This is a genomic window from Streptomyces sp. S.PNR 29 (assembly GCF_030386795.1).
GTDB lineage: Bacteria > Actinomycetota > Actinomycetes > Streptomycetales > Streptomycetaceae > Streptomyces.
Window position 1 is genome coordinate 69,931 of the sequence record NZ_JANUQM010000010.1, and the last position, 17,875, is coordinate 87,805.

Annotated in this window: 16 protein-coding genes; 10 read left to right on the plus strand and 6 right to left on the minus strand. The window is 71.1% G+C overall.

What is annotated here, in order from left to right; translation table 11 throughout:
- The first annotated feature begins 24 nt into the window (after positions 1–24).
- The 6 genes from NW895_RS25815 (at position 25) to dnaK (ending at position 7,601) form a co-directional block, all read left to right on the plus strand.
- Positions 25–1,086, plus strand: coding sequence for a MoxR family ATPase (locus NW895_RS25815; RefSeq protein ID WP_289938427.1), 1,062 nt, complete (start codon positions 25–27; stop codon positions 1,084–1,086).
- The gene (locus NW895_RS25820; RefSeq protein ID WP_289938429.1) at positions 1,083–2,888 is read left to right on the plus strand and encodes a hypothetical protein; all 1,806 of its coding nucleotides are present in this window, start codon (positions 1,083–1,085) and stop codon (positions 2,886–2,888) included. Before NW895_RS25815 ends, NW895_RS25820 begins: the two co-directional genes overlap by 4 nt.
- A 74-nt stretch (positions 2,889–2,962) precedes the next feature.
- Positions 2,963–3,388, plus strand: a complete 426-nt coding sequence (locus NW895_RS25825; RefSeq protein WP_289938432.1) for an OsmC family protein — start codon at positions 2,963–2,965, stop codon at positions 3,386–3,388.
- A 130-nt stretch (positions 3,389–3,518) separates the two neighbouring features.
- On the plus strand, positions 3,519–4,907 hold the full coding sequence (locus tag NW895_RS25830; RefSeq protein ID WP_289938433.1) for a hypothetical protein: 1,389 nt from the start codon (positions 3,519–3,521) through the stop codon (positions 4,905–4,907).
- Between the two features lie 6 nt (positions 4,908–4,913).
- Positions 4,914–5,672: a glycerophosphodiester phosphodiesterase family protein gene (locus tag NW895_RS25835; RefSeq protein ID WP_289938434.1), complete on the plus strand. Its 759-nt coding sequence runs from the start codon at positions 4,914–4,916 to the stop codon at positions 5,670–5,672.
- A gap of 60 nt (positions 5,673–5,732) precedes the next feature.
- Entirely contained in the window at positions 5,733–7,601 is a 1,869-nt protein-coding gene (dnaK, locus tag NW895_RS25840; RefSeq protein WP_289938435.1) for a molecular chaperone DnaK, read from the plus strand.
- 10 nt (positions 7,602–7,611) lie between these two features.
- On the opposite strand, the gene NW895_RS25845 is transcribed toward dnaK, so the two are convergent.
- Complete coding sequence (locus NW895_RS25845) at positions 7,612–8,427, minus strand: SAM-dependent methyltransferase (RefSeq protein WP_289938437.1); 816 nt, start codon at positions 8,425–8,427, stop codon at positions 7,612–7,614.
- A 109-nt stretch (positions 8,428–8,536) separates the two neighbouring features.
- Complete coding sequence (locus NW895_RS25850; RefSeq protein WP_289938438.1) at positions 8,537–9,400, minus strand: helix-turn-helix transcriptional regulator; 864 nt, start codon at positions 9,398–9,400, stop codon at positions 8,537–8,539.
- 220 nt (positions 9,401–9,620) lie between these two features.
- Here NW895_RS25850 and NW895_RS25855 point away from each other — a divergent pair, with 220 nt between their 5' ends.
- Positions 9,621–10,046 carry a hypothetical protein gene (locus NW895_RS25855; protein ID WP_289938441.1) on the plus strand — a complete coding sequence of 142 codons (426 nt, stop codon included), beginning with the start codon at positions 9,621–9,623 and terminating at the stop codon, positions 10,044–10,046.
- Here NW895_RS25855 and NW895_RS25860 read toward each other — a convergent pair.
- The gene (locus tag NW895_RS25860; RefSeq protein ID WP_289938443.1) at positions 10,028–10,843 is read right to left on the minus strand and encodes a helix-turn-helix transcriptional regulator; all 816 of its coding nucleotides are present in this window, start codon (positions 10,841–10,843) and stop codon (positions 10,028–10,030) included. The two genes, NW895_RS25855 and NW895_RS25860, sit on opposite strands and share 19 nt — an antisense overlap.
- A 127-nt stretch (positions 10,844–10,970) precedes the next feature.
- Here NW895_RS25860 and NW895_RS25865 point away from each other — a divergent pair, with 127 nt between their 5' ends.
- The 3 genes from NW895_RS25865 (at position 10,971) to NW895_RS25875 (ending at position 14,015) form a co-directional block, all read left to right on the plus strand.
- The gene (locus NW895_RS25865) at positions 10,971–11,276 is read left to right on the plus strand and encodes a 4a-hydroxytetrahydrobiopterin dehydratase (RefSeq protein ID WP_289938444.1); all 306 of its coding nucleotides are present in this window, start codon (positions 10,971–10,973) and stop codon (positions 11,274–11,276) included.
- A gap of 4 nt (positions 11,277–11,280) precedes the next feature.
- Positions 11,281–12,030, plus strand: a complete 750-nt coding sequence (locus NW895_RS25870; protein ID WP_289938446.1) for a class I SAM-dependent methyltransferase — start codon at positions 11,281–11,283, stop codon at positions 12,028–12,030.
- Between the two features lie 113 nt (positions 12,031–12,143).
- Entirely contained in the window at positions 12,144–14,015 is a 1,872-nt protein-coding gene (locus NW895_RS25875; RefSeq protein ID WP_289938447.1) for a rhamnogalacturonan lyase, read from the plus strand.
- 15 nt (positions 14,016–14,030) lie between these two features.
- On the opposite strand, the gene NW895_RS25880 is transcribed toward NW895_RS25875, so the two are convergent.
- The 3 genes from NW895_RS25880 to NW895_RS25890 form a co-directional block, all read right to left on the minus strand.
- Positions 14,031–14,510, minus strand: coding sequence for a DUF4383 domain-containing protein (locus NW895_RS25880; RefSeq protein WP_289938448.1), 480 nt, complete (start codon positions 14,508–14,510; stop codon positions 14,031–14,033).
- Between the two features lie 106 nt (positions 14,511–14,616).
- The gene (locus tag NW895_RS25885; RefSeq protein ID WP_289938451.1) at positions 14,617–14,892 is read right to left on the minus strand and encodes a hypothetical protein; all 276 of its coding nucleotides are present in this window, start codon (positions 14,890–14,892) and stop codon (positions 14,617–14,619) included.
- 159 nt (positions 14,893–15,051) lie between these two features.
- Positions 15,052–17,697, minus strand: coding sequence for a cellulose binding domain-containing protein (locus NW895_RS25890; protein ID WP_289938452.1), 2,646 nt, complete (start codon positions 17,695–17,697; stop codon positions 15,052–15,054).
- Between the last annotated feature and the right edge of the window lie 178 nt (positions 17,698–17,875).

Sequence of the window (17,875 nt, forward strand, 5' to 3'; positions counted from 1 at the left end):
CCGTACCTTCCCAGGAGCCCCTGCGTGCAGGCAGCCGTCACCGTCACTCCCGCCCGCCTCCCCGAGCTGCTGCTCGGTCTCGCGACCGTGCGGCCGGTCTTCCTCTGGGGCGCGCCCGGCATCGGAAAGTCCTCCCTGGTGCGGGAGTTCGCCGAGTCGCTGGGCCTGGAGTGTGTGAGCCTGCTCGGCACCCAGCTCGCGCCCGAGGACCTGATCGGCGTCCCGCAGATCCGCGACGGACGGTCCGTGTTCTGCCCGCCGGAGGTGATCGCCCGCGACGAGCCGTACTGCCTGTTCCTGGACGAGCTCAACGCGGCCACGCCGGACGTGCAGAAGGCGTTCTACTCGCTGATCCTGGACCGCCGTATCGGGAACTACGAGCTGCCGAAGGGCTCGATCGTCGTCGGCGCCGGCAACCGCGCCACCGACAACGCGCTCGCCCGCCCGATCGCCTCCGCGCTCGTCAACCGCCTCACCCATGTGCACCTGGAGGCCTCCGCCGAGGACTGGCTGGCCTGGGCCGCGGCCCACGGCATCCACCCGTGGATCGTGGACCACCTCACCGACCGGCCCGACCACCTGTGGTCCAAGCCGCCGAAGACCGAGGAGCCGTTCTCCACGCCCCGCTCCTGGCACATGCTCTCCGACGCGCTGCACTCCTTCGGCCAGGGCGTCGACGAGGAGACCCTGAAGGTCCTCGCGCACGGCACGCTGACGCCCGCCCACGCGACCGCCTTCTGCGGCTACGTCAAGATCGTGCGCAGCCGGTTCGGCATCGAGGCGATCATCAAGGGCGACGCCCGCTGGCCGCACCGCGTCGAGGACCGCGACCTGCTCTACTACCTCGCGGACTCCTTCCGCGGGCGGCTCGTCAAGGAACTGCCCGCCAGCAGGGAGCACATGTCGGCGAACGGACGGCAGACGGCGTACCGCGCCAAGTCGCTGCTCGTGCAGCTCGCCGAGATCTCCGTCGAGGTCGCCCAGTCCGTCATCGCCTCCGACGCCGACGGCAACCCCGTCCTGCCCGCCTGGTTCCTGGTGGAGGCGGCGCGGGACATGCCGCGGCTGGTGGAGGCCCGCCGGTGAGCCGGGGGGCGCGGTCGAAGGGGCAGAAGAAACGGGACCTCGCGGCGGAGGCCTTCCACGAGGGACTGCGGCTGGTGCGGACCAACCCGGCGCTCTCCACTGTGGAATTCACCGTCTGCCGCGAGGAGAAGTGCGAGGTCGCGCCCCGCGAAGGCCTGGTGCGCGTCGACTCCGCCGGTGTCCTGCACGCGCACCCGGCCCGGATGGCCGACCCGGCGGTCTGGGCCTGGGCCCTCGCGCACGCCGTGCTCCACCTCGGCTTCGGCCATGTCCCGGCGGCCAAGGGCGTCCGCGAGCAGCCCGACCGCTGTGACGTCGTGGCCCGCTGCGTCGTCGTCAACCGCTTCCTGCTCGGCTTCCCGGTCGGCCGGGCCCCCGACGAGCTGCCCGTCTCCTACCCCGACGGCGACGAGGAGCAGCTGGCCGCACGCTGGCGGCGGGACGGAATCCCGGCTGCGTACGAGCGCTGCGGCACGGCGGGTGCCCAGGCCGACCAGCTGCTCATGGAGTGGGACACCTGGCGGTTCGGGCCCCCGCCGGACTGGCAGCTGGCGTTCGCCACCGCCCTGACCCGGACCGTGTCCGCGGCCGTGGACATGGCGGGCGGCCGTCGCGACTCCCTCGACAGCGAGGCACCCACCCTGCGCCCCTGGGAGCAGGCGCGCAGCTGGTTCGTCTCCTCCTACCCCCTGCTCGGCGGCATCGCGGCCGGCATCGAGCTGGTCGCCGACGCCGAACTCGCCCGCGCCCACGGCATCGCCGTCGCCGCGGTGAACGCCGAGGCCGGCGAGATCTACGTCAACCCGCTGCGCCGGTTCGAGGACGAGGAGTGGCGGTTCGTCCTGGCCCACGAGATGCTGCACGCCGCCCTGCGCCACGGCGACCGCTGCGGCACCCGCGACCCGTACCTGTTCAACATCGCCTGCGACTACGTCATCAACGGCTGGCTGAGGGAGATGCAGGTCGGCACCATGCCCGAGGGGGCGCTGCACGACCCGGAACTCGCGGGCCTGTCCGCCGAGGAGGTGTACGACCGGATCGCCGGCGATCTGCGGCGGATGCGGCGCCTGGCCACCCTGCGCGGCAAGGGCGTCGGCGACATCCTCGGCGCCCCGCTCGGCTCGCCGCGGGACTACGTCGACCTCGACGCGTTCTACCGCCGGGGGCTCGCCCAGGGCCTGGACCTGCACCAGCGGCACGAGCGCGGGTTCCTGCCCGGCGGTCTGGTCGAGGAGATCCGCGCGCTCAGCCACCCTCCGCTGCCCTGGGACGCGCGGCTCGCCCGCTGGTTCGACGAGTTCGTGCCCCGCCCCGAGCCCCTACGGTCCTACGCCCGCCCCTCGCGCCGCCAGGCGGCCACCCCGGACATCCCGCGCGCGGGCCGTCATCTCCCGCCCGAGGAGATCGCCCGCTGCACCTTCGGCGTCGTCCTGGACACCTCCGGCTCCATGGAACGGACCCTGCTCGGCAAGGCGCTCGGCGCCATCGCCTCCTACGCCGAGGCCCGTGACGTACCGGCCGCCCGCGTCGTGTTCTGCGACGCGGCGCCGCACGACGCAGGCTATGTGCCGGTCACCGAGATCGCGGGCCGGGTGCGGGTGCACGGGCGCGGCGGCACGGTCCTGCAGCCGGGCGTCGACCTGCTGCACCGCGCGGACGACTTCCCGCGCACCGCGCCGATCCTGGTGATCACGGACGGCTGGTGCGACGTACTGCGGGTGCGGCGCGAGCACGCGTACCTGATCCCGCAGGGCGCGAGGCTGCCGTTCAGCGCTCGGGGGCCGGTCTTCCGGGTGAGTTGAGCCGGAGTGTGATCGGATGGGGTCCAGGGACCCGGATCAGGGGACCTTACGATAAGCATGCGAAAGGATCCGTCGTGGCAACCACGCGCTCCGCACACACCGTCTGGGAAGGCAACCTGCTCGAGGGCAACGGCGTCGTCACCTTCGACTCCTCCGGCATCGGCCAGCAGCCGGTGTCGTGGCCGTCGCGCGCCGAGCAGGCGAACGGCAAGACCAGCCCCGAAGAGCTGATCGCCGCCGCCCACTCCAGCTGCTTCTCCATGGCGCTGTCGCACGGTCTGGCCGGCGCCGGCACCCCGCCCACCAAGCTCGTCACCTCGGCCGACGTCACCTTCCAGCCGGGTGAGGGCATCACGGGCATCCACATCACCGTCGAGGGCACGGTCCCGGGCATCGACAACGACGCGTTCGTCGCCGCCGCCGAGGACGCCAAGGCCAACTGCCCGGTCAGCCAGGCCCTGAAGGCCGTGAACATCACCCTGTCGGCGAAGCTCGCCTGACCCGAGCCGTCGCCCACCACCTCGCGCAGGCCGTCCGACCCCGGGCGGCCTGCGCGACGCCGGTTTCGGGCACCCCGGCCGCCGGGGTATGAACAGGACGCCCGCCCCACCCTGTCCGGGAAGGACCCCGATGCCGCCGACCACGTCCAGCAGCACGACGGTGCTCGACACCGCCACCCGCGAACAGACCCGCATCCTGCTGCTGTTCAGCCTGTCGGGCCGGGTACGTCCGGGCAGCTCCACCCTGGGCGCCCTCGTCGACCGGTTCGACTTCGGCCGCTTCGCCCCGCACCTGAAGACCAGTCACCCGGTGCTGCCCGTCCCGGTACTCGCGGACCGACTGCCGTCGGAGCGACTGCGGCTTCCGCACGGCGACCACGGCCTGACCCTCGCGTCCGTCGGCATCCTGGTCGTCGCCAGCCCGCGCGGTGACGCCACGCTCGTCGTGGACTGCGGCTTCGCGGGCGAGACCGCGGCCGACGACGTCGCCGGCTGGCTGGCTGCCACCTGCTTCGACCGGGAAGGCATCGAACTCGACGACCGACCCCTGCTCGACGTGCTGAGCGAGCGACTGACCCTGCCGGAACCGCTCACCTTCGGCCAGAACGTCCACCAACTCGTCTTCCCCGGCGGCCGGTTACGGCAGCAGCTGCTGGACGGTGACGCCGCGCACGAAACCCGGCGGAACACCCTGCTGAACGCGATCGTCTACCGCGGGAGGATGCCGGGAAACCCTGCCGCGCCCTCCGGCGGAGACACCCCGCCGAACCTGCGCAACCACGGCATGACCCTGTCCGCGCACGGCCGCGGCGTCTCCGTCCAGGCGGGCTGGGCCCCGCACGTGGAGAACGGCCTCGCCCTGGTCGCCATCGGCATGATCTCCGCCCTGTCCGTGCTGCAGCGCACCCGGCTCGCCGCCTTCGAGATGATGAAGGCCAACGAGCAGGCGATGACGGACTCCCCGTACGAGATCCGCTCCCTCATCTCCCGGCTCTCCGCCGGCGTGAACGAGCTCCAGCTCGACCTGGCCTTCGGTGTCGAGGCCTACGTCGACAGCCTGCTCATCCCGGAGATGCTCATGGAGGGCTTCCAGACCTCCCTCGGCGACGCCCTCGGCATCCGCGACTGCCTGGAGAACTCCGCGCGCATGGTGGAGCGCCTGACCTCCGTCATCAACGCCCGCTCCGCCGCCCTGGACGCCGAGCTCGCGGAGCGGGACGACCGCCGGGACCGCACCGTCTCCGGCCTGGTCGCGGCGGCCACGCTGATCGCCCTGCCACCGACGCTGCTGCTGGCGTTCTTCGGCGTCAACGGCACCGACGTCGACGACAAGCGCTCCATCCTCGACCTGGGCGCCTACGGGACGGCGTACGCGCTGGCCTGGCTTCCCTTCGTGATCCTCGTCGTGATCGGATACCTCCTGCTCAGACGCGTCAACACCCGCTCCGGCTCCCTGTTGTCCCCGTCCGACGACCCGCCCGCACCCGTGCCCGCGCCACGCTCGCCCTCCGGGAGTTGACCGACCATGACGCCACGCCCCGCCGTCTCCGCACACCGCGGAGGTTCCGAACGCGCCGGTCCCGCCACCTGGCAGGCGTACGAGGACGCGCTGCTGTCCGGCGCGGAGTACGTCGAGTTCGACATCCGGCGCACGGCGGACGGCGTCTTCGTCGTCTACCACGACCCCCGAGCCGCGCACACGGGCCCCCTGCTGTCCACGATCACGCACGCCGAGCTGAGCGAGCGCGCCGGATACCCCGTCCCGGTCGTGGACGAGGTCATGGCGCTGATCGCCGGGAAACTCGTCGGCCACCTGGACCTGAAGGAGACGGGCTACGAGCGGGAGCTCATCGACCGCGCGGTCGCCCTCCTCGGCGAGGACGGCTTCGTCGCCACGACCCTGGAGGACCGCTCCGTCGCCGCGATCGCCCAGGCCTTCCCCGGCGTGCGTACCGCGCTGTCCCTCGGCCGCGACCGCAGGGAGCTGGCCCTGGCCCGTCTGCCCGGGACCCGGCTGAGCGAGCTGTTCCCCATGCGCCGCGTCCGTGCCTGCGGCGCCCACGGGGTCGCCGTGCACCAGCGGCTCGCGCGGACCAATGTGCTGCGCGAGGCGGCCCGGCACGGACTGTTCACCATGGTGTGGACGGTCAACGACGACACACTGATGCGGGCCTTCCTCGGCCACCCGCGCGTGGACGTGCTGATCACCGACCGGCCCCGGCGCGCGGTGGCCCTCCGCGACGAGCCCAGCACGGAGCCCCCCGTACGGCAACCGTCCCATTGACAAGCGCCCGCTCAAGATTTGTGCTGGAGTCGGGCAGCGCCCTGGCGGAAGGGGACGGCGATGGCACGTGCGGTCGGAATCGATCTCGGGACCACGAACTCGGTGGTGGCCGTCCTGGAGGGCGGGGAGCCCACCGTCGTCGCCAACGCGGAGGGCGCCCGGACCACCCCGTCGGTCGTGGCCTTCGCCAAGAACGGCGAGGTGCTGGTCGGCGAGGTGGCCAAGCGGCAGGCCGTGACCAACGTCGAGCGCACCGCCCGCTCGGTGAAGCGGCACATGGGCGACGCGCACTGGCGCTTCCCGGAGCACGGCTCCGTCGACGGCACCCGCTACCGGGCGCAGGAGCTGTCCGCGCGGGTGCTGCAGAAGCTGAAGCGGGACGCGGAGGCCTATCTCGGCGAGGACGTCACCGACGCCGTGATCACCGTGCCCGCCTACTTCGACGACGCCCAGCGACAGGCGACCAAGGAGGCGGGCGAGATCGCCGGCCTCAACGTCCTCAGGATCATCAACGAGCCGACGGCGGCGGCGCTGGCGTACGGGCTCGACAAGGAGAACGACCAGACGGTGCTGGTCTTCGACCTCGGCGGCGGCACCTTCGACGTCTCCCTGCTGGAGATGGGCGAGGGCGTCATCGAGGTGAAGGCCACCAACGGCGACACCCACCTCGGCGGCGACGACTGGGACCAGCGCGTCGTCGACCACCTCGTCAAGCGCTTCAAGGGCCAGTACGGCGTGGACCTCAGCAAGGACAAGATGGCCGTGCAGCGGCTGCGGGAGGCCGCCGAGAAGGCCAAGATCGAGCTGTCCAGCTCGTCGGAGACGAGCATCAACCTGCCCTACATCACCGCCTCCGCCGAAGGCCCCCTCCACCTGGAGGAGAAGCTGACCCGCGCCCAGTTCCAGGAGCTCACCGCGGACCTGCTCGACCGCTGCAGGACCCCCTTCCACCAGGCCGTCGAGGACGCCGGCATCAAGCTCGCCGCGATCGACCACGTGATCCTGGTCGGCGGCTCCACCCGCATGCCCGCGGTCACCGACCTGGTCAAGGAACTCACCGGCAAGGAACCGCACAAGGGCGTCAACCCCGACGAGGTCGTCGCCGTCGGCGCGGCCCTGCAGGCGGGTGTCATCCGCGGCGACGTCAAGGACGTCCTCCTCCTGGACGTCACCCCGCTGTCCCTCGGCATCGAGACCAAGGGCGGCATCATGACCAAGCTCATCGAGCGCAACACCACGATCCCGACCCGGCGTTCGGAGATCTTCACCACGGCCGCCGACAACCAGCCCTCGGTCGGCATCCAGGTCTACCAGGGCGAACGGGAGATCGCCGCGTACAACAAGAAGCTCGGCGTCTTCGACCTCACCGGCCTGCCGCCCGCGCCGCGCGGCGTGCCGCAGATCGAGGTGGCCTTCGACATCGACGCCAACGGCATCATGCACGTCTCCGCCAAGGACCTGGCGACCGGCCGCGAGCAGAAGATGACCGTCACCGGCGGCTCGGCGCTGCCCAAGGAGGACATCGACCGCATGATGCGGGAGGCCGAGCAGTACGCCGAGGAGGACCGCAAGCGCCGCGAGACCGCCGAGACCCGCAACCAGGCCGAGCAACTCGTCTACCAGACCGAGAGGTTCCTCCGCGACAACGGGGACAAGGTCCCCGCGGACACCAGGTCCGAGGTGGAGTCGGCGGTTTCGGAGCTGAAGGGCCTGCTGGAACAGAACGCCGAGACGGCCGCCCTGCGCACCGGAGTCGACAAACTCGCCTCCGTCAGCCAGAAGATGGGCCAGGCGATGTACGAGGCTGCCTCCGGCGGCTCCGCCGGGCAGCGGGGCGCGCCCGAGGAACCGGGCGCGCCCGGCGAGGAGGGCGTGGTCGACGCGGAGATCGTCGACGACGACAAGGACCAGAAGGGCGGGGCGGCCTGAGGCCCGTACGTCACGGCTTGCGCGCCACCCCCGCGTACACCGGCACGATCCCCTCCGCCTGGGCCGCCACGTCCTCGGGACCCGGCCGCCAGCCCGTCACCGGGATCACGCCCGGGCCCAGCAGTTCCAGGCCGTCGAAGAAGCGCAGGAACTCGGGGAGCGGACGGGGGAAGAAGGGCGTACCGCTCCGGCGGAAGTGGCCCGCGGCCTTCTCGACGGCCTCGGGGTTCAGGTCGGCTGTCACCTGCGACAGGATCAGGTGGCTGCCGGGGGCGAGGGCGTCGACGTACCGCTTCAGCAGGCCGTGGACGTCGTCCCCGTCGGCGGCGTCACCCAGGTAGTGCGTCAGGGCCACCAGCGACAGGGCGACAGGCCGGCCGAAGTCCAGGGACTCGCCCGCGAGGCGCAGGACCGTGTCGGGGTCGCGGACGTCGGCGTGGACGTAGTGCGTGGAGCCCTCGGCCGTTCCGTGCAGCAGCGCCTCGGCATGTCGCAGCACGATCGGGTCGTTGTCCGCGTACACCACCCGGGACTCCGGGGCGACCTGCTGGGCCACCTGGTGCAGATTCGGCTCGGTCGGGATACCGGTGCCGATGTCCAGGAACTGGCGTGTCCCGGCCTCGGCGACGGTGCGGACCGCCCGGTGCATGAACCGGCGGTTGGCGCGCGCCCCGCGCAGCACGGTGCTGTCCGCGGCGAGGATCTTCCGGGCCAGCTCCTCGTCCACCGGGTAGTTGTCCTTGCCGCCCAGCCACCAGTCGTAGACGCGGGCCGGATGCGGCCGGCTGGTGTCGATACGGGTGGGCGCGGCGTCTGATCCGGTCATGCGGCGTCTTCTCCTGGGGGTACGGGCTTTCGGGCCTCTCGGGCCTCTCGGGCAGAGAACGGGCCCGGTCGCTCAGAAGTTGCCGCCGGCGGCCAGGAGGTTGCCGTGCTCAGAATTTCTCGCGGTACTCGCGCAGCAGCTTCTCCGAGCGCTGCGTCGACGCGGCACGGGCGGTCATGTGGTCCAGCACCTCCAGGTGCGCGGAGACCTCCGTGCGGGAGTCCAGGTACAGCGCGCCGGTCAGGTACTCGGTGAACACCAGGTCGGGCAGCTCCGGTTCGGCGAAGCGGAACAGCGTGAAGGGGGCGTACGTCCCCGGGTGCGGGCCGTCCCGGAACTCCGCGATCTGCAGCGTGACCCGGTCGCGCGCGGCGAACTCCAGCAGCTTGTCCAGCTGGTCCCGCATGACCTTGCCGTCGATGCTCACCGGGCGCAGCAGCACCGTCTCGTCCATGATCACCCACAGGTGCGGCGGGTCGGGCCGGTCCAGCAGCCGCTGCCGCTCCATGCGCAGCGACACATGCCGCTCCACCGTGTCCGGCCCGGCGTTGCCGATCGTCCCGGCCTCCATAACGGTCCGCGCGTACTCCTCGGTCTGCAGCAGCCCGGGCACGAAGTGCGGCTCGTAGGAGCGGATGATCCGGGCGGCGCCCTCCAGGCTCACGTACAGGCTGAACCAGTCCGGCAGCACGTCGTGGAACCGCTGCCACCAGCCCGGCTGGTTCGCCTCCTCGGCGAGCGCGACGAACGCGGCCACCTCTTCCTCGGCCACGCCGTACGCCGTCAGCAGGATCTGCACATACGGGATTTTCAGCGCGACCTCGGCCATCTCCATGCGCCGTACGGTCGCCGGGGCGACCCGGAGGACCTTCGCGGCCTCCTCGCGTTTGAGGCCCGCGGCCTCCCGCAACTCCTGCAGCCGCTTTCCCAGCACCACCTGGCCCACGGTGGGCGCGGCCCGCCGCTCACTCACGCCACGCCTCCCCAACGCGCCGAAGCATACCGACCAGTGTGTCATGTGCGGCCGGGGGTCTCACAGAACCAGTGGGGCAACAGTTGCATTACCCCACGGGTAATCGACCCGGGCGGCCGTGGACGGGATCGTGGACGCAACGGGGCACGGACCGGGCGCATCCGGTCCGTGACCCGGCTCTCAGCTCCTGCACCTCGATCTCCACGGAGGGTGATTCGTCATGTCCGCGATCCAGCTTGCCGCGCTCGCCCGGACCTCCGAGCCCCGGACGATGCTGCGCCGCTTCCTGGCCCTCGATGCCGTGGTGACCGGCGCGAACGCCCTCGCCTACCTCGCCGCTTCCGGCCCGCTCGGCCGGTTCCTCGGGGTCGACTCCGGGCTGCTGCTGGCCCTCGGCGCGTTCCTCGCGGTGTACGCGGCGGGCGTGGCCTGGCTGGCCGCCCGGCCGCAACCGGCGGCGTTCGGCGTGCGCGTCGTCGTCGAGGCCAACGTCGCCTGGGCGGCGCTGAGCTTCCTCGCCCTCGCCCTCTGGCTGTCGCCCACCACGGCCGGCGCGGTCTGGTCGGTGCTGCAGGCGGTCGCCGTCGCCGGCTTCGCGCTGCTGCAGTACGCGGCCCTGAAGGCCCGTCAGGGCAGCAGCGACTGAAGGTACTTCACCGTCGCCGGGTCGGCCGGGAGGAACGTCTCGATGGCCAGCTCGGCGACGGTCACGTCCATCGGCGTGTTGAAGGTGGAGATCGAGGAGATGAAGGACAGCGTCCGGCCCTCGTGCTCGATCTGCATCGGCAGCGCGAAGTACGGCACCGGCTCGTCCGGTTCCTCACCCGGCGCGGACTCCGGCACCGGGTACGCGGCCACCTCCTCGTACAGCGCCCGCAGCGCCTCGGAGCGGTGCAGGGCGATCTGCCGCTCCATCTGCGCCAGCAGATGGCCGCGCCACTCGCGCAGGTTGCGGATGCGCGGCGCCAGGCCCTGCGGGTGCAGGGTGAGCCGCATGGCGTTCAGCGGGGGCTCGAGCAGGGACTCCGGCATGCCGTCGAGCAGCATCATGATGCCCCGGTTGGCGGCCACCACCCGGTAGGTCGCGTCGACCACCAGCGCCGGGTACGGCTCGTAGCCCTGGATCAGCCGCTCCATGCCCTCGCGCAGGGCGCCCAGCGCCGGGTCGTCCAGCGGGGTCTCCGGGTAGCGGGGCGCGTAACCGGCCGCCAGCAACAGCGCGTTGCGCTCCCGCACGGGCACGTCCAGGTGCTCCGCCAGCCGCAGCACCATCTCCTCGCTCGGCCGGGAGCGGCCGGTCTCGATGAAGCTGATGTGCCGCGAGGAGGAGTCGGCGCGCAGCGCCAGCTCCAGCTGACTGACCCGCCGCTGCTCCCGCCAGGCCCGCAGCAGCGGACCCACACGCTGGGTGGTGGCCGTGGTACCGGACGTGAGAGTGGTCATACCAGGACCGTAGCCGACATGGGCGTACGGCGTGCAGCCGCACACGTCCCACCAGGGCCCGCCCGGCCGTGCTGTGGCAGGCTGAAGAGGTACCCGACGTCCGGCGTCCAGGGAAGGAGCGCGGCCCATGCCCGTCGAACCGCTGTCGCAGAAGGAGATCGAGGACCGGCTGGCGGAACTGCCGGGCTGGTCGCTCGAAGGGGACCGTCTCGCCCGCTCCTACCGGCTCGGCTCGCACTTCGCGGCGACGGCGATGGTCGTCCACATCGCCCAGGTCCAGGACGAGCTCGACCACCACTCCGACCTGACCCTCGGCTACAACACCGTGTCCCTCACCGTACAGACGCACAGCGCGGGCGGCGCCGTCACCGAGAAGGATCTGGAGCTCGCCCGCAGGGTGGAAGACCTGGCCGGGGGGCACGGGGCACACTGACGGCGTGCTCGACTACGACAAGGAAGCGGAGCGATACGACGCCTCCCGCGGCGGCGAGCCCAGAGCCGCGGCCGCCGCGGAGGCGGTGCTGAGCCTCATACCGCCCAGGGCGTCCAGCCTTCTCGACGTCGCCTGCGGCACCGGCATCGTGACACGCCGGCTCGCGTCCGCACGCGCCGGCATGCGGGTCACCGGCGTCGACCTCGCCCTCGCCATGGCCCGGCAGGCCGCCGTACGCCTGCCCGGCGCCGTCGTGCGGGCCGACAGCCGCCGACTGCCCTTCCGGGACCGGGAGTTCGACGCGGTCAGCAGCGTGTGGCTGCTGCATCTCGCGCAGAGCGCCGAAAACGTGCGGACCATCGTCGGCGAGTGCGCCCGGGTGCTGCGGCCGGGCGGGGTGTACGTCACGACGGTCGACAAGGCCGCCGCCCACAACGTGGGCAGTGACATCGACGCGGTACTCGCCTCCCGCCCGCCGCGGGCCGCCCTGGACGCCGCGGCGGACGTCGAGGCCTGCGCCCTCGCACACGGCCTGGTCCCGGCCGGAGGGGCCCGCTTCACCGGCCGCGGCCAGGGCCGCAGCCCCCGCCGCACGATCGCGGACCTGCGCCGCGGCTGGTTCATGACCCTGCCGCCCGGAGAGCCCCTCAGCGAGCAGTTCGCCACCCGCCTCGCGGCCCTGCCCGACCAGGACCGGCCCCGGCCCGACCCGGTGTTCACCCTGAGGGCGTTCGTGAAACCGCCGGACGAGTGAACTCCCTGGTCCGGTCGGACGGCGGCGGACCGGTCCCGGACATACGGCAACTCGCCTGCCACCGGCGGCGACTGGGAGGGAGGAACCCGTCCGCCCTCCCAGGAGGTTCTCCCGTGAAGCACCCGCACCGCCACCGCAGACGCCGCCTCGGCCTGGCCTCCGCGGTCGCCGCCGCAGGCCTGGTCGGCGCAGGCCTGACCACGCTCACCGTCGACACCGCCTCGGCCGCCACGGCCCGGCAGGTCGAGAAGCTCGACCGGGGTGTCGTCAGCGTCCACACCGCCGGCGGCAACCTGATCAGCTGGCGCTGGCTCGGCACCGATCCGAACGACGTCTCGTTCAACGTCTACCGGGCCGGTACGAAGGTCAACTCCACCCCGGTCACCGGCTCGACGAACTACTTCCACTCCGGCGCCCCCGCCGAGGCCGACTACACGGTCCGCGCCATCGTGAACGGCGTCGAACAGGGCGACTCGGTGCACGCCGTGCAGTTCCGCACCGGCTACAAGGACGTCCCGATCAGCGCGCCCGCCGGCGGCACCACCCCCGACGGCGTCGCCTACACCTACGAGGCCAACGACGCCTCCGTCGGCGACCTCGACGGTGACGGGGCCCTCGACATCGTCCTGAAGTGGTATCCGACCAACGCCAAGGACAACTCCCAGTCCGGCTACACCGGCAACACCGTCATCGACGGCATCAAGCTCGACGGCACCCGGCTGTGGCGCGTCGACCTGGGCCGGAACATCCGCTCCGGCGCGCACTACACGCAGTTCCAGGTGTACGACTACGACGGCGACGGCAAGGCCGAGGTCGCCATGAAGACCGCCGACGGCACCAGGGACGGCACCGGCGCGGTCATCGGCAGCTCGTCCGCCGACCACCGCAACTCCAGCGGCTACGTCCTGTCCGGCCCCGAGTACCTGACCATGTTCAACGGCCAGACCGGCAAGGCCATGCAGACCGTCGACTACGTCCCGGCCCGCGGCACGGTCTCCTCCTGGGGCGACTCCTACGGCAACCGCGTCGACCGCTTCCTCGCCGGTACCGCCTACCTGGACGGCTCCCGGCCCTCCCTCATCATGGCCCGCGGCTACTACACCCGCACGGTCATCGCCGCCTGGGACTGGCGGAACGGCTCCTTCACCCGCCGCTGGACCTTCGACACCAGCTCCTCCACCAACAGCGGCAAGGGCTACGACGGCCAGGGCAACCACAGCCTGTCCGTCGCGGACGTCGACGCCGACGGCAAGGACGAGATCGTGTACGGCGCCATGACCGTGGACGACAACGGCTCCGGGCTGTGGACGACGAAGCTGGGCCACGGCGACGCCGGCCATGTCGGGGACCTCAACCCGTCCCGCGCGGGCCTGGAGTACTTCAAGGTCTCGGAGGACTCCAGCAAGCCCGGTTCCTGGATGGCCGACGCGCGCACCGGCCAGATCCTGTGGCAGACGGCGTCCGGATCCGACAACGGCCGCGGAGTCGCCGCCGACGTCTACGCCGGCAGCGCGGGCGCCGAGGCCTGGTCCGCCTCCGACACCACCCTGCGCTCGGCGACCGGCGCCTCCCTCGGCCGCGAGCCGTCCAGCATCAACTTCCTGTCGTGGTGGGACGGGGACACCGTGCGCGAACTCCTCGACGGCACCCGCATCGACAAGTACGGCACCTCCGGCGACACCCGCCTGCTGACCGGCTCGGGCGTCCACTCCAACAACGGCACCAAGGCGACCCCGTCCCTGTCCGGGGACCTCCTCGGCGACTGGCGCGAGGAGGTCATCTGGCCCACCAGCAACAACACGGCGCTCCGGATCTACTCGACGCCGAACCAGACCAGCACGAAGATCACGACCCTGCTGCACGACACGCAGTACCGCACGGCCCTCGCATGGCAGAACACGGCCTACAACCAGCCCCCGCACCCGAGCTTCTTCATCGGGAACGGGATGGCGACAGCCCCCAGGCCGACGGTCTACACCCCGTAGGCCGCACGCCCGTTCTCACGGCCCCGCCCGGGTGGGGCCGTGGGGATCGCTTCGGCGGCCGCGGGTGAGTGCGAGCCCGAGGGCGATCATGCCGACGCCCAGGACGAAGTGGAGCCAGTCGTCGGCGGTGTTCAGGGGCACGAAGTTGGCGTCCGTGGTCTGTTCGACGATCAGCCCGTACAGCCACAGCACCAGGTAGATGGCGCCGCCGCCGATCAGAAAGGCGCGAGCCGAGGCGTAGCCGCGGGACAGGGCGAGACCCGCGATGCCGAAGAGCAGGTGGACGATGTTGTGCAGGATCGACACCTGGAAGATCCCCAGCAGCTCCGCCCCGGAGTCGTGCGAGGCGAAGTCCATGTCGCCGTAGTCGGTGGTGATGCCCGGAATGAACCCGAGGACGCCCACCAGGAGGAAGACCAGGCCCACGACCTGTGCGGCCTGCTGGACCGGAGTGCGAGTGGGGGACGTAGGGGGAGCGGTGTATGTGGCCATCATGAAAAACCTACAGATGAGATAAAAGGGTTGTTCTCAGAAGGTTCGGCTGTACCGGCGGCCACGGATGCGCCCGCCCCGCCTTCGGTCGGGACGGGCGTCCGCACGGTCAGCCGGCCACCTTCTTCTCGCGGAGTTCGCGGACGCTGGCGGTGAGGGTGCCCTCTTGCTGCTCGTAGTGGGACAGTGCGAGGCCCAGGCCGAAGAAGGTGGGCGCCCATTCGCCGACGAAGATCCCCCACCGGTCGGCGCGGGCGAGTCCGGTACCGGGTTCGGCTTTGAGGCTGCCCATCCAGGTGGCGACGGACAGGCCGATGCTGCCGATGGCGGCCATGTAGGCGTGCTCGCTGCGTATGCCCATGTCGTGCAGTTTCTTGATGACCATGGTGTGCTCCGATCTGTGGCGTACCCGGACGTAAGTGCCCAAATCGGGACCATCCATGCGATAACAGCTAATTTTTGAAGTCGTACAACATTGAACGTACGGTGCGAGGAGGGCGCGCGCTCGTGGCCGCGCGCCCTCCCGCCCGTCCCGCCCGGCGTGTCAGGTCACCGTGCAGGTCCGGTCACCGAGCTTGAAGGCCGTCGGTTTCCCGTTGGAGCCCGACCAGCTCCCCGTGAAGCCGAAGCCGACCGACGAGCCCGCGGCCACGTTTCCGTTCCAGTTCACGTTCTTCACCGTGACCGAGGACCCCGACTGAGACGCTTCGGCGTTCCACGCCTGTGTGATCTTCTGTCCGTCGGCGAAGGACCAGCCGAGCGTCCAGCCGCTCCAGGCGCTGGTGCCGGTGTTGGTGAGCTGCACGTCCGCCTGGAAGCCGCCCGGCCACTGGCTCGTGACCTTGTACGTCACGGCGCAGCCGCCGGTGGGCGTCGGGGTCGGATCCGTCCCGCCGCCGGTGTCGGAGGTGTCGCCGTAGATGACACCTCGGCCGTTCGTCGACACATAGACACGGCCGTACACCCTCGGGTCACCGGTGATCGCCCCACCCGTCCAGCCCCACTGGTGGGCGTCGTCGTTGATACGGGTCCAGCTCGCGCCCTTGTCCGTGGAGCGGAAGATGCCCCGCACCCCGCCGATCTTCGCGCTGGTGTACAGCGTCTGGTACGAGGCTCCCGGTGCCGCCTTGCCGAAGCCGATCGTGTCGGCCTGCTCGACGTTCGAGAGTTTTGTGAAGCTCGCGCCACCGTCCGTCGAGTGCCACAGCCCGTACGCGCCGTCCGCCGCGCCGCCCGCCAGCCAGATGTCGCCCTTCGCGCCGGGCAGTGCCTTGAAGCGCACGCTGTCGCCGCTCGGAAGCCCGGTCGCGGAGGAGGCGGTGAAGGTGGCGCCGCCGTCCTTGCTGACGTAGAACTTCCCGGACTTGAAGCCGTAGAAGGTCTTCGGGTCGACCCGGTCGGACTCGACGATCGCCCCCGCCGGGATGCCGCTCGACGCCGACCAGGAGTTCCCGAACCCGGTCGTGTACTGCACGCCCGTCCCCGCCGGGCTCCACACGAACCGGCTGCCGTCGGAGGCCGCCGCCACCGTGCCGCCCTCACTGACGCCCGACGGGTCGGTCCCGGCGAACCAGTTGGCGCCGTTGTCCGTCGAGAACGCGATGTGCGGGCCCGAGTCCAGGTTGCCGACCCGGACCACCGTGCTCGGGTTGGACTCGGCGAAGTCCAGGCTCGTGGTGGTCGTGAAGGTGGGCGAGGTGTACATCATCGACGGGACCTTGGTGAGATCCGTGTGCCGGAAGCCGCCGATGTCGCCGAGGGCGCTGAGCAGCGGGGCGCCCGACGGGGGAGAGGCCAGGTCGTTCACGGCCGTCTCCTCCAGGCCCTGCACCATCGGTTTGATGGTGAACTGGCTGTTGCCGTCCCAGTTCGTGAGGTTCTCGGTGCCGTAGATCGTCGCGCCCGTCCCGTACATCATGCGGCCCGAGTTGAACGGATCGATCTCCAGCGCCTCCGTCATCCAGCCGAGCTTCGGCGTCTGCTCGGGCGGGGACGGGTTGGCGCCCCAGGTCAGCCACGGGGAGGACGAGACGTCCATCGTGTACCGGTTGGAGCGGTTGGGGTAGGAGGTGTAGTCCCACGCCTTGGTCCAGGTCGCCCCGCTGTCCGTGGAGCGGAAGATCTGCGTGTCCGGCCACCAGGAGCTGTACGCCGTCGCCATCACCGTGCCCGGCTTCTGCCGGTCGACGGTCAGCCCGCTGAAGCCGTAGTAGGTGTCGGCCTCGGCGACCGGGCTGATGTCCGTCCAGGTGCCGGACGCGGTCGCGTACCGCCACAGCCGGCCCTTGCCGCCGTCGTACGGACCGCCCTTGTCGCTGTAGGCGAGGTACAGATAGCCGTTCTTCGCGTCCAGCACGCCCTTGTGGGCGAGGTAGCCGGTCGGCTGCCCGGCGAGCCGCTGCCAGGTCGCGCCCGCGTCCGTCGAGCGGTACACGGCGTTGTCCTTGTCGGCGACCCCGACGTAGATCGTCTTCGTCGCGTTGCCGGACGTGCCCGTGGACTCGTCGAAGGTGACCCAGACGATCCCCTGGTTGTCGCTGGCGTACCCGGACGTGTCGCTCGGGTCCTGCACGTAGTTGCCGACGTTGGGGAAGTTCGTCACCTGCGACCAGGTGACGCCCGAGTCGGTCGACCGCCACAGGCCCTTGCCGCTGGGCGCGCCCAGGTACAGCACGCTGTTCCTGTTCGGGTCGACCGCCAGGCGCTCGCCCATGCCGCGACCGGGCATGTTGCCGCCCAGCTTGAACGGCAGGTTCGTCTTCTGCCAGCTCGCGCCCCGGTTGGAGGATCGCAGGATCGCGCCGTTCTTCGGGTCCCAGCTGTTGGTGTACGTGCCGACCGCCGCGTACACCTTGTTCGGGTCGACGGAGTCGGAAGCGAGGCTGACGACACCCGTGTGGCCCCAGTCGTCCCAGCCGACCGAGTCCAGCAGCGGAGTCCAGGTCTTGGTCGACTCCTGCCATCGGTAGGCGCCGCCGATGTCGGTGCGGGCGTAGGCGAGGTTCTTCTCGGTTCGGTTGAAGACGATGCCGGGGACGAAGCCGCCGCCGTCGATCCTGGCGTTCTTCCAGGTGTAGGTGTCGGCGGCGATCGTGGTCTTCGCGGAGTCGGCCGCCAGTGCGGGTGGGGCGCCCGCGAGCAGGCCGGCCGCCAGTGCAAGCACCGCCGTGAGGATGCGGGTTCTTCGCACGGAGTGTCCTTTCCGGGGCGGGGTGCGGAAGGAGGGCGTAGTAAGCGCTTACTGCACGGTTCGAGAGTTGCCGGGCGACCCCCAGTGCGGGTGGGGGCCGCCCGGCCGGTCGGCCTCGTCGTCCGGTGACGAGGCCACGCACACGGAGCTTTCAAGCGGTTCCGGCGAAGGCGCGGGC

What these genes read in the sequence shown, in the direction of transcription:
- NW895_RS25830 (WP_289938433.1), top strand. Translation starts at nt 3,519, where the DNA reads ATGCCGCCGACCACGTCCAGCAGCACGACGGTGCTCGACACCGCCACC.
- NW895_RS25835 (WP_289938434.1), top strand. Translation starts at nt 4,914, where the DNA reads ATGACGCCACGCCCCGCCGTCTCCGCACACCGCGGAGGTTCCGAACGC.
- dnaK (WP_289938435.1), top strand. Translation starts at nt 5,733, where the DNA reads ATGGCACGTGCGGTCGGAATCGATCTCGGGACCACGAACTCGGTGGTG.
- NW895_RS25845 (WP_289938437.1), bottom strand. Translation starts at nt 8,427, where the DNA reads ATGACCGGATCAGACGCCGCGCCCACCCGTATCGACACCAGCCGGCCG.
- NW895_RS25855 (WP_289938441.1), top strand. Translation starts at nt 9,621, where the DNA reads ATGTCCGCGATCCAGCTTGCCGCGCTCGCCCGGACCTCCGAGCCCCGG.
- NW895_RS25860 (WP_289938443.1), bottom strand. Translation starts at nt 10,843, where the DNA reads ATGACCACTCTCACGTCCGGTACCACGGCCACCACCCAGCGTGTGGGT.
- NW895_RS25865 (WP_289938444.1), top strand. Translation starts at nt 10,971, where the DNA reads ATGCCCGTCGAACCGCTGTCGCAGAAGGAGATCGAGGACCGGCTGGCG.
- NW895_RS25880 (WP_289938448.1), bottom strand. Translation starts at nt 14,510, where the DNA reads ATGATGGCCACATACACCGCTCCCCCTACGTCCCCCACTCGCACTCCG.
- NW895_RS25885 (WP_289938451.1), bottom strand. Translation starts at nt 14,892, where the DNA reads ATGGTCATCAAGAAACTGCACGACATGGGCATACGCAGCGAGCACGCC.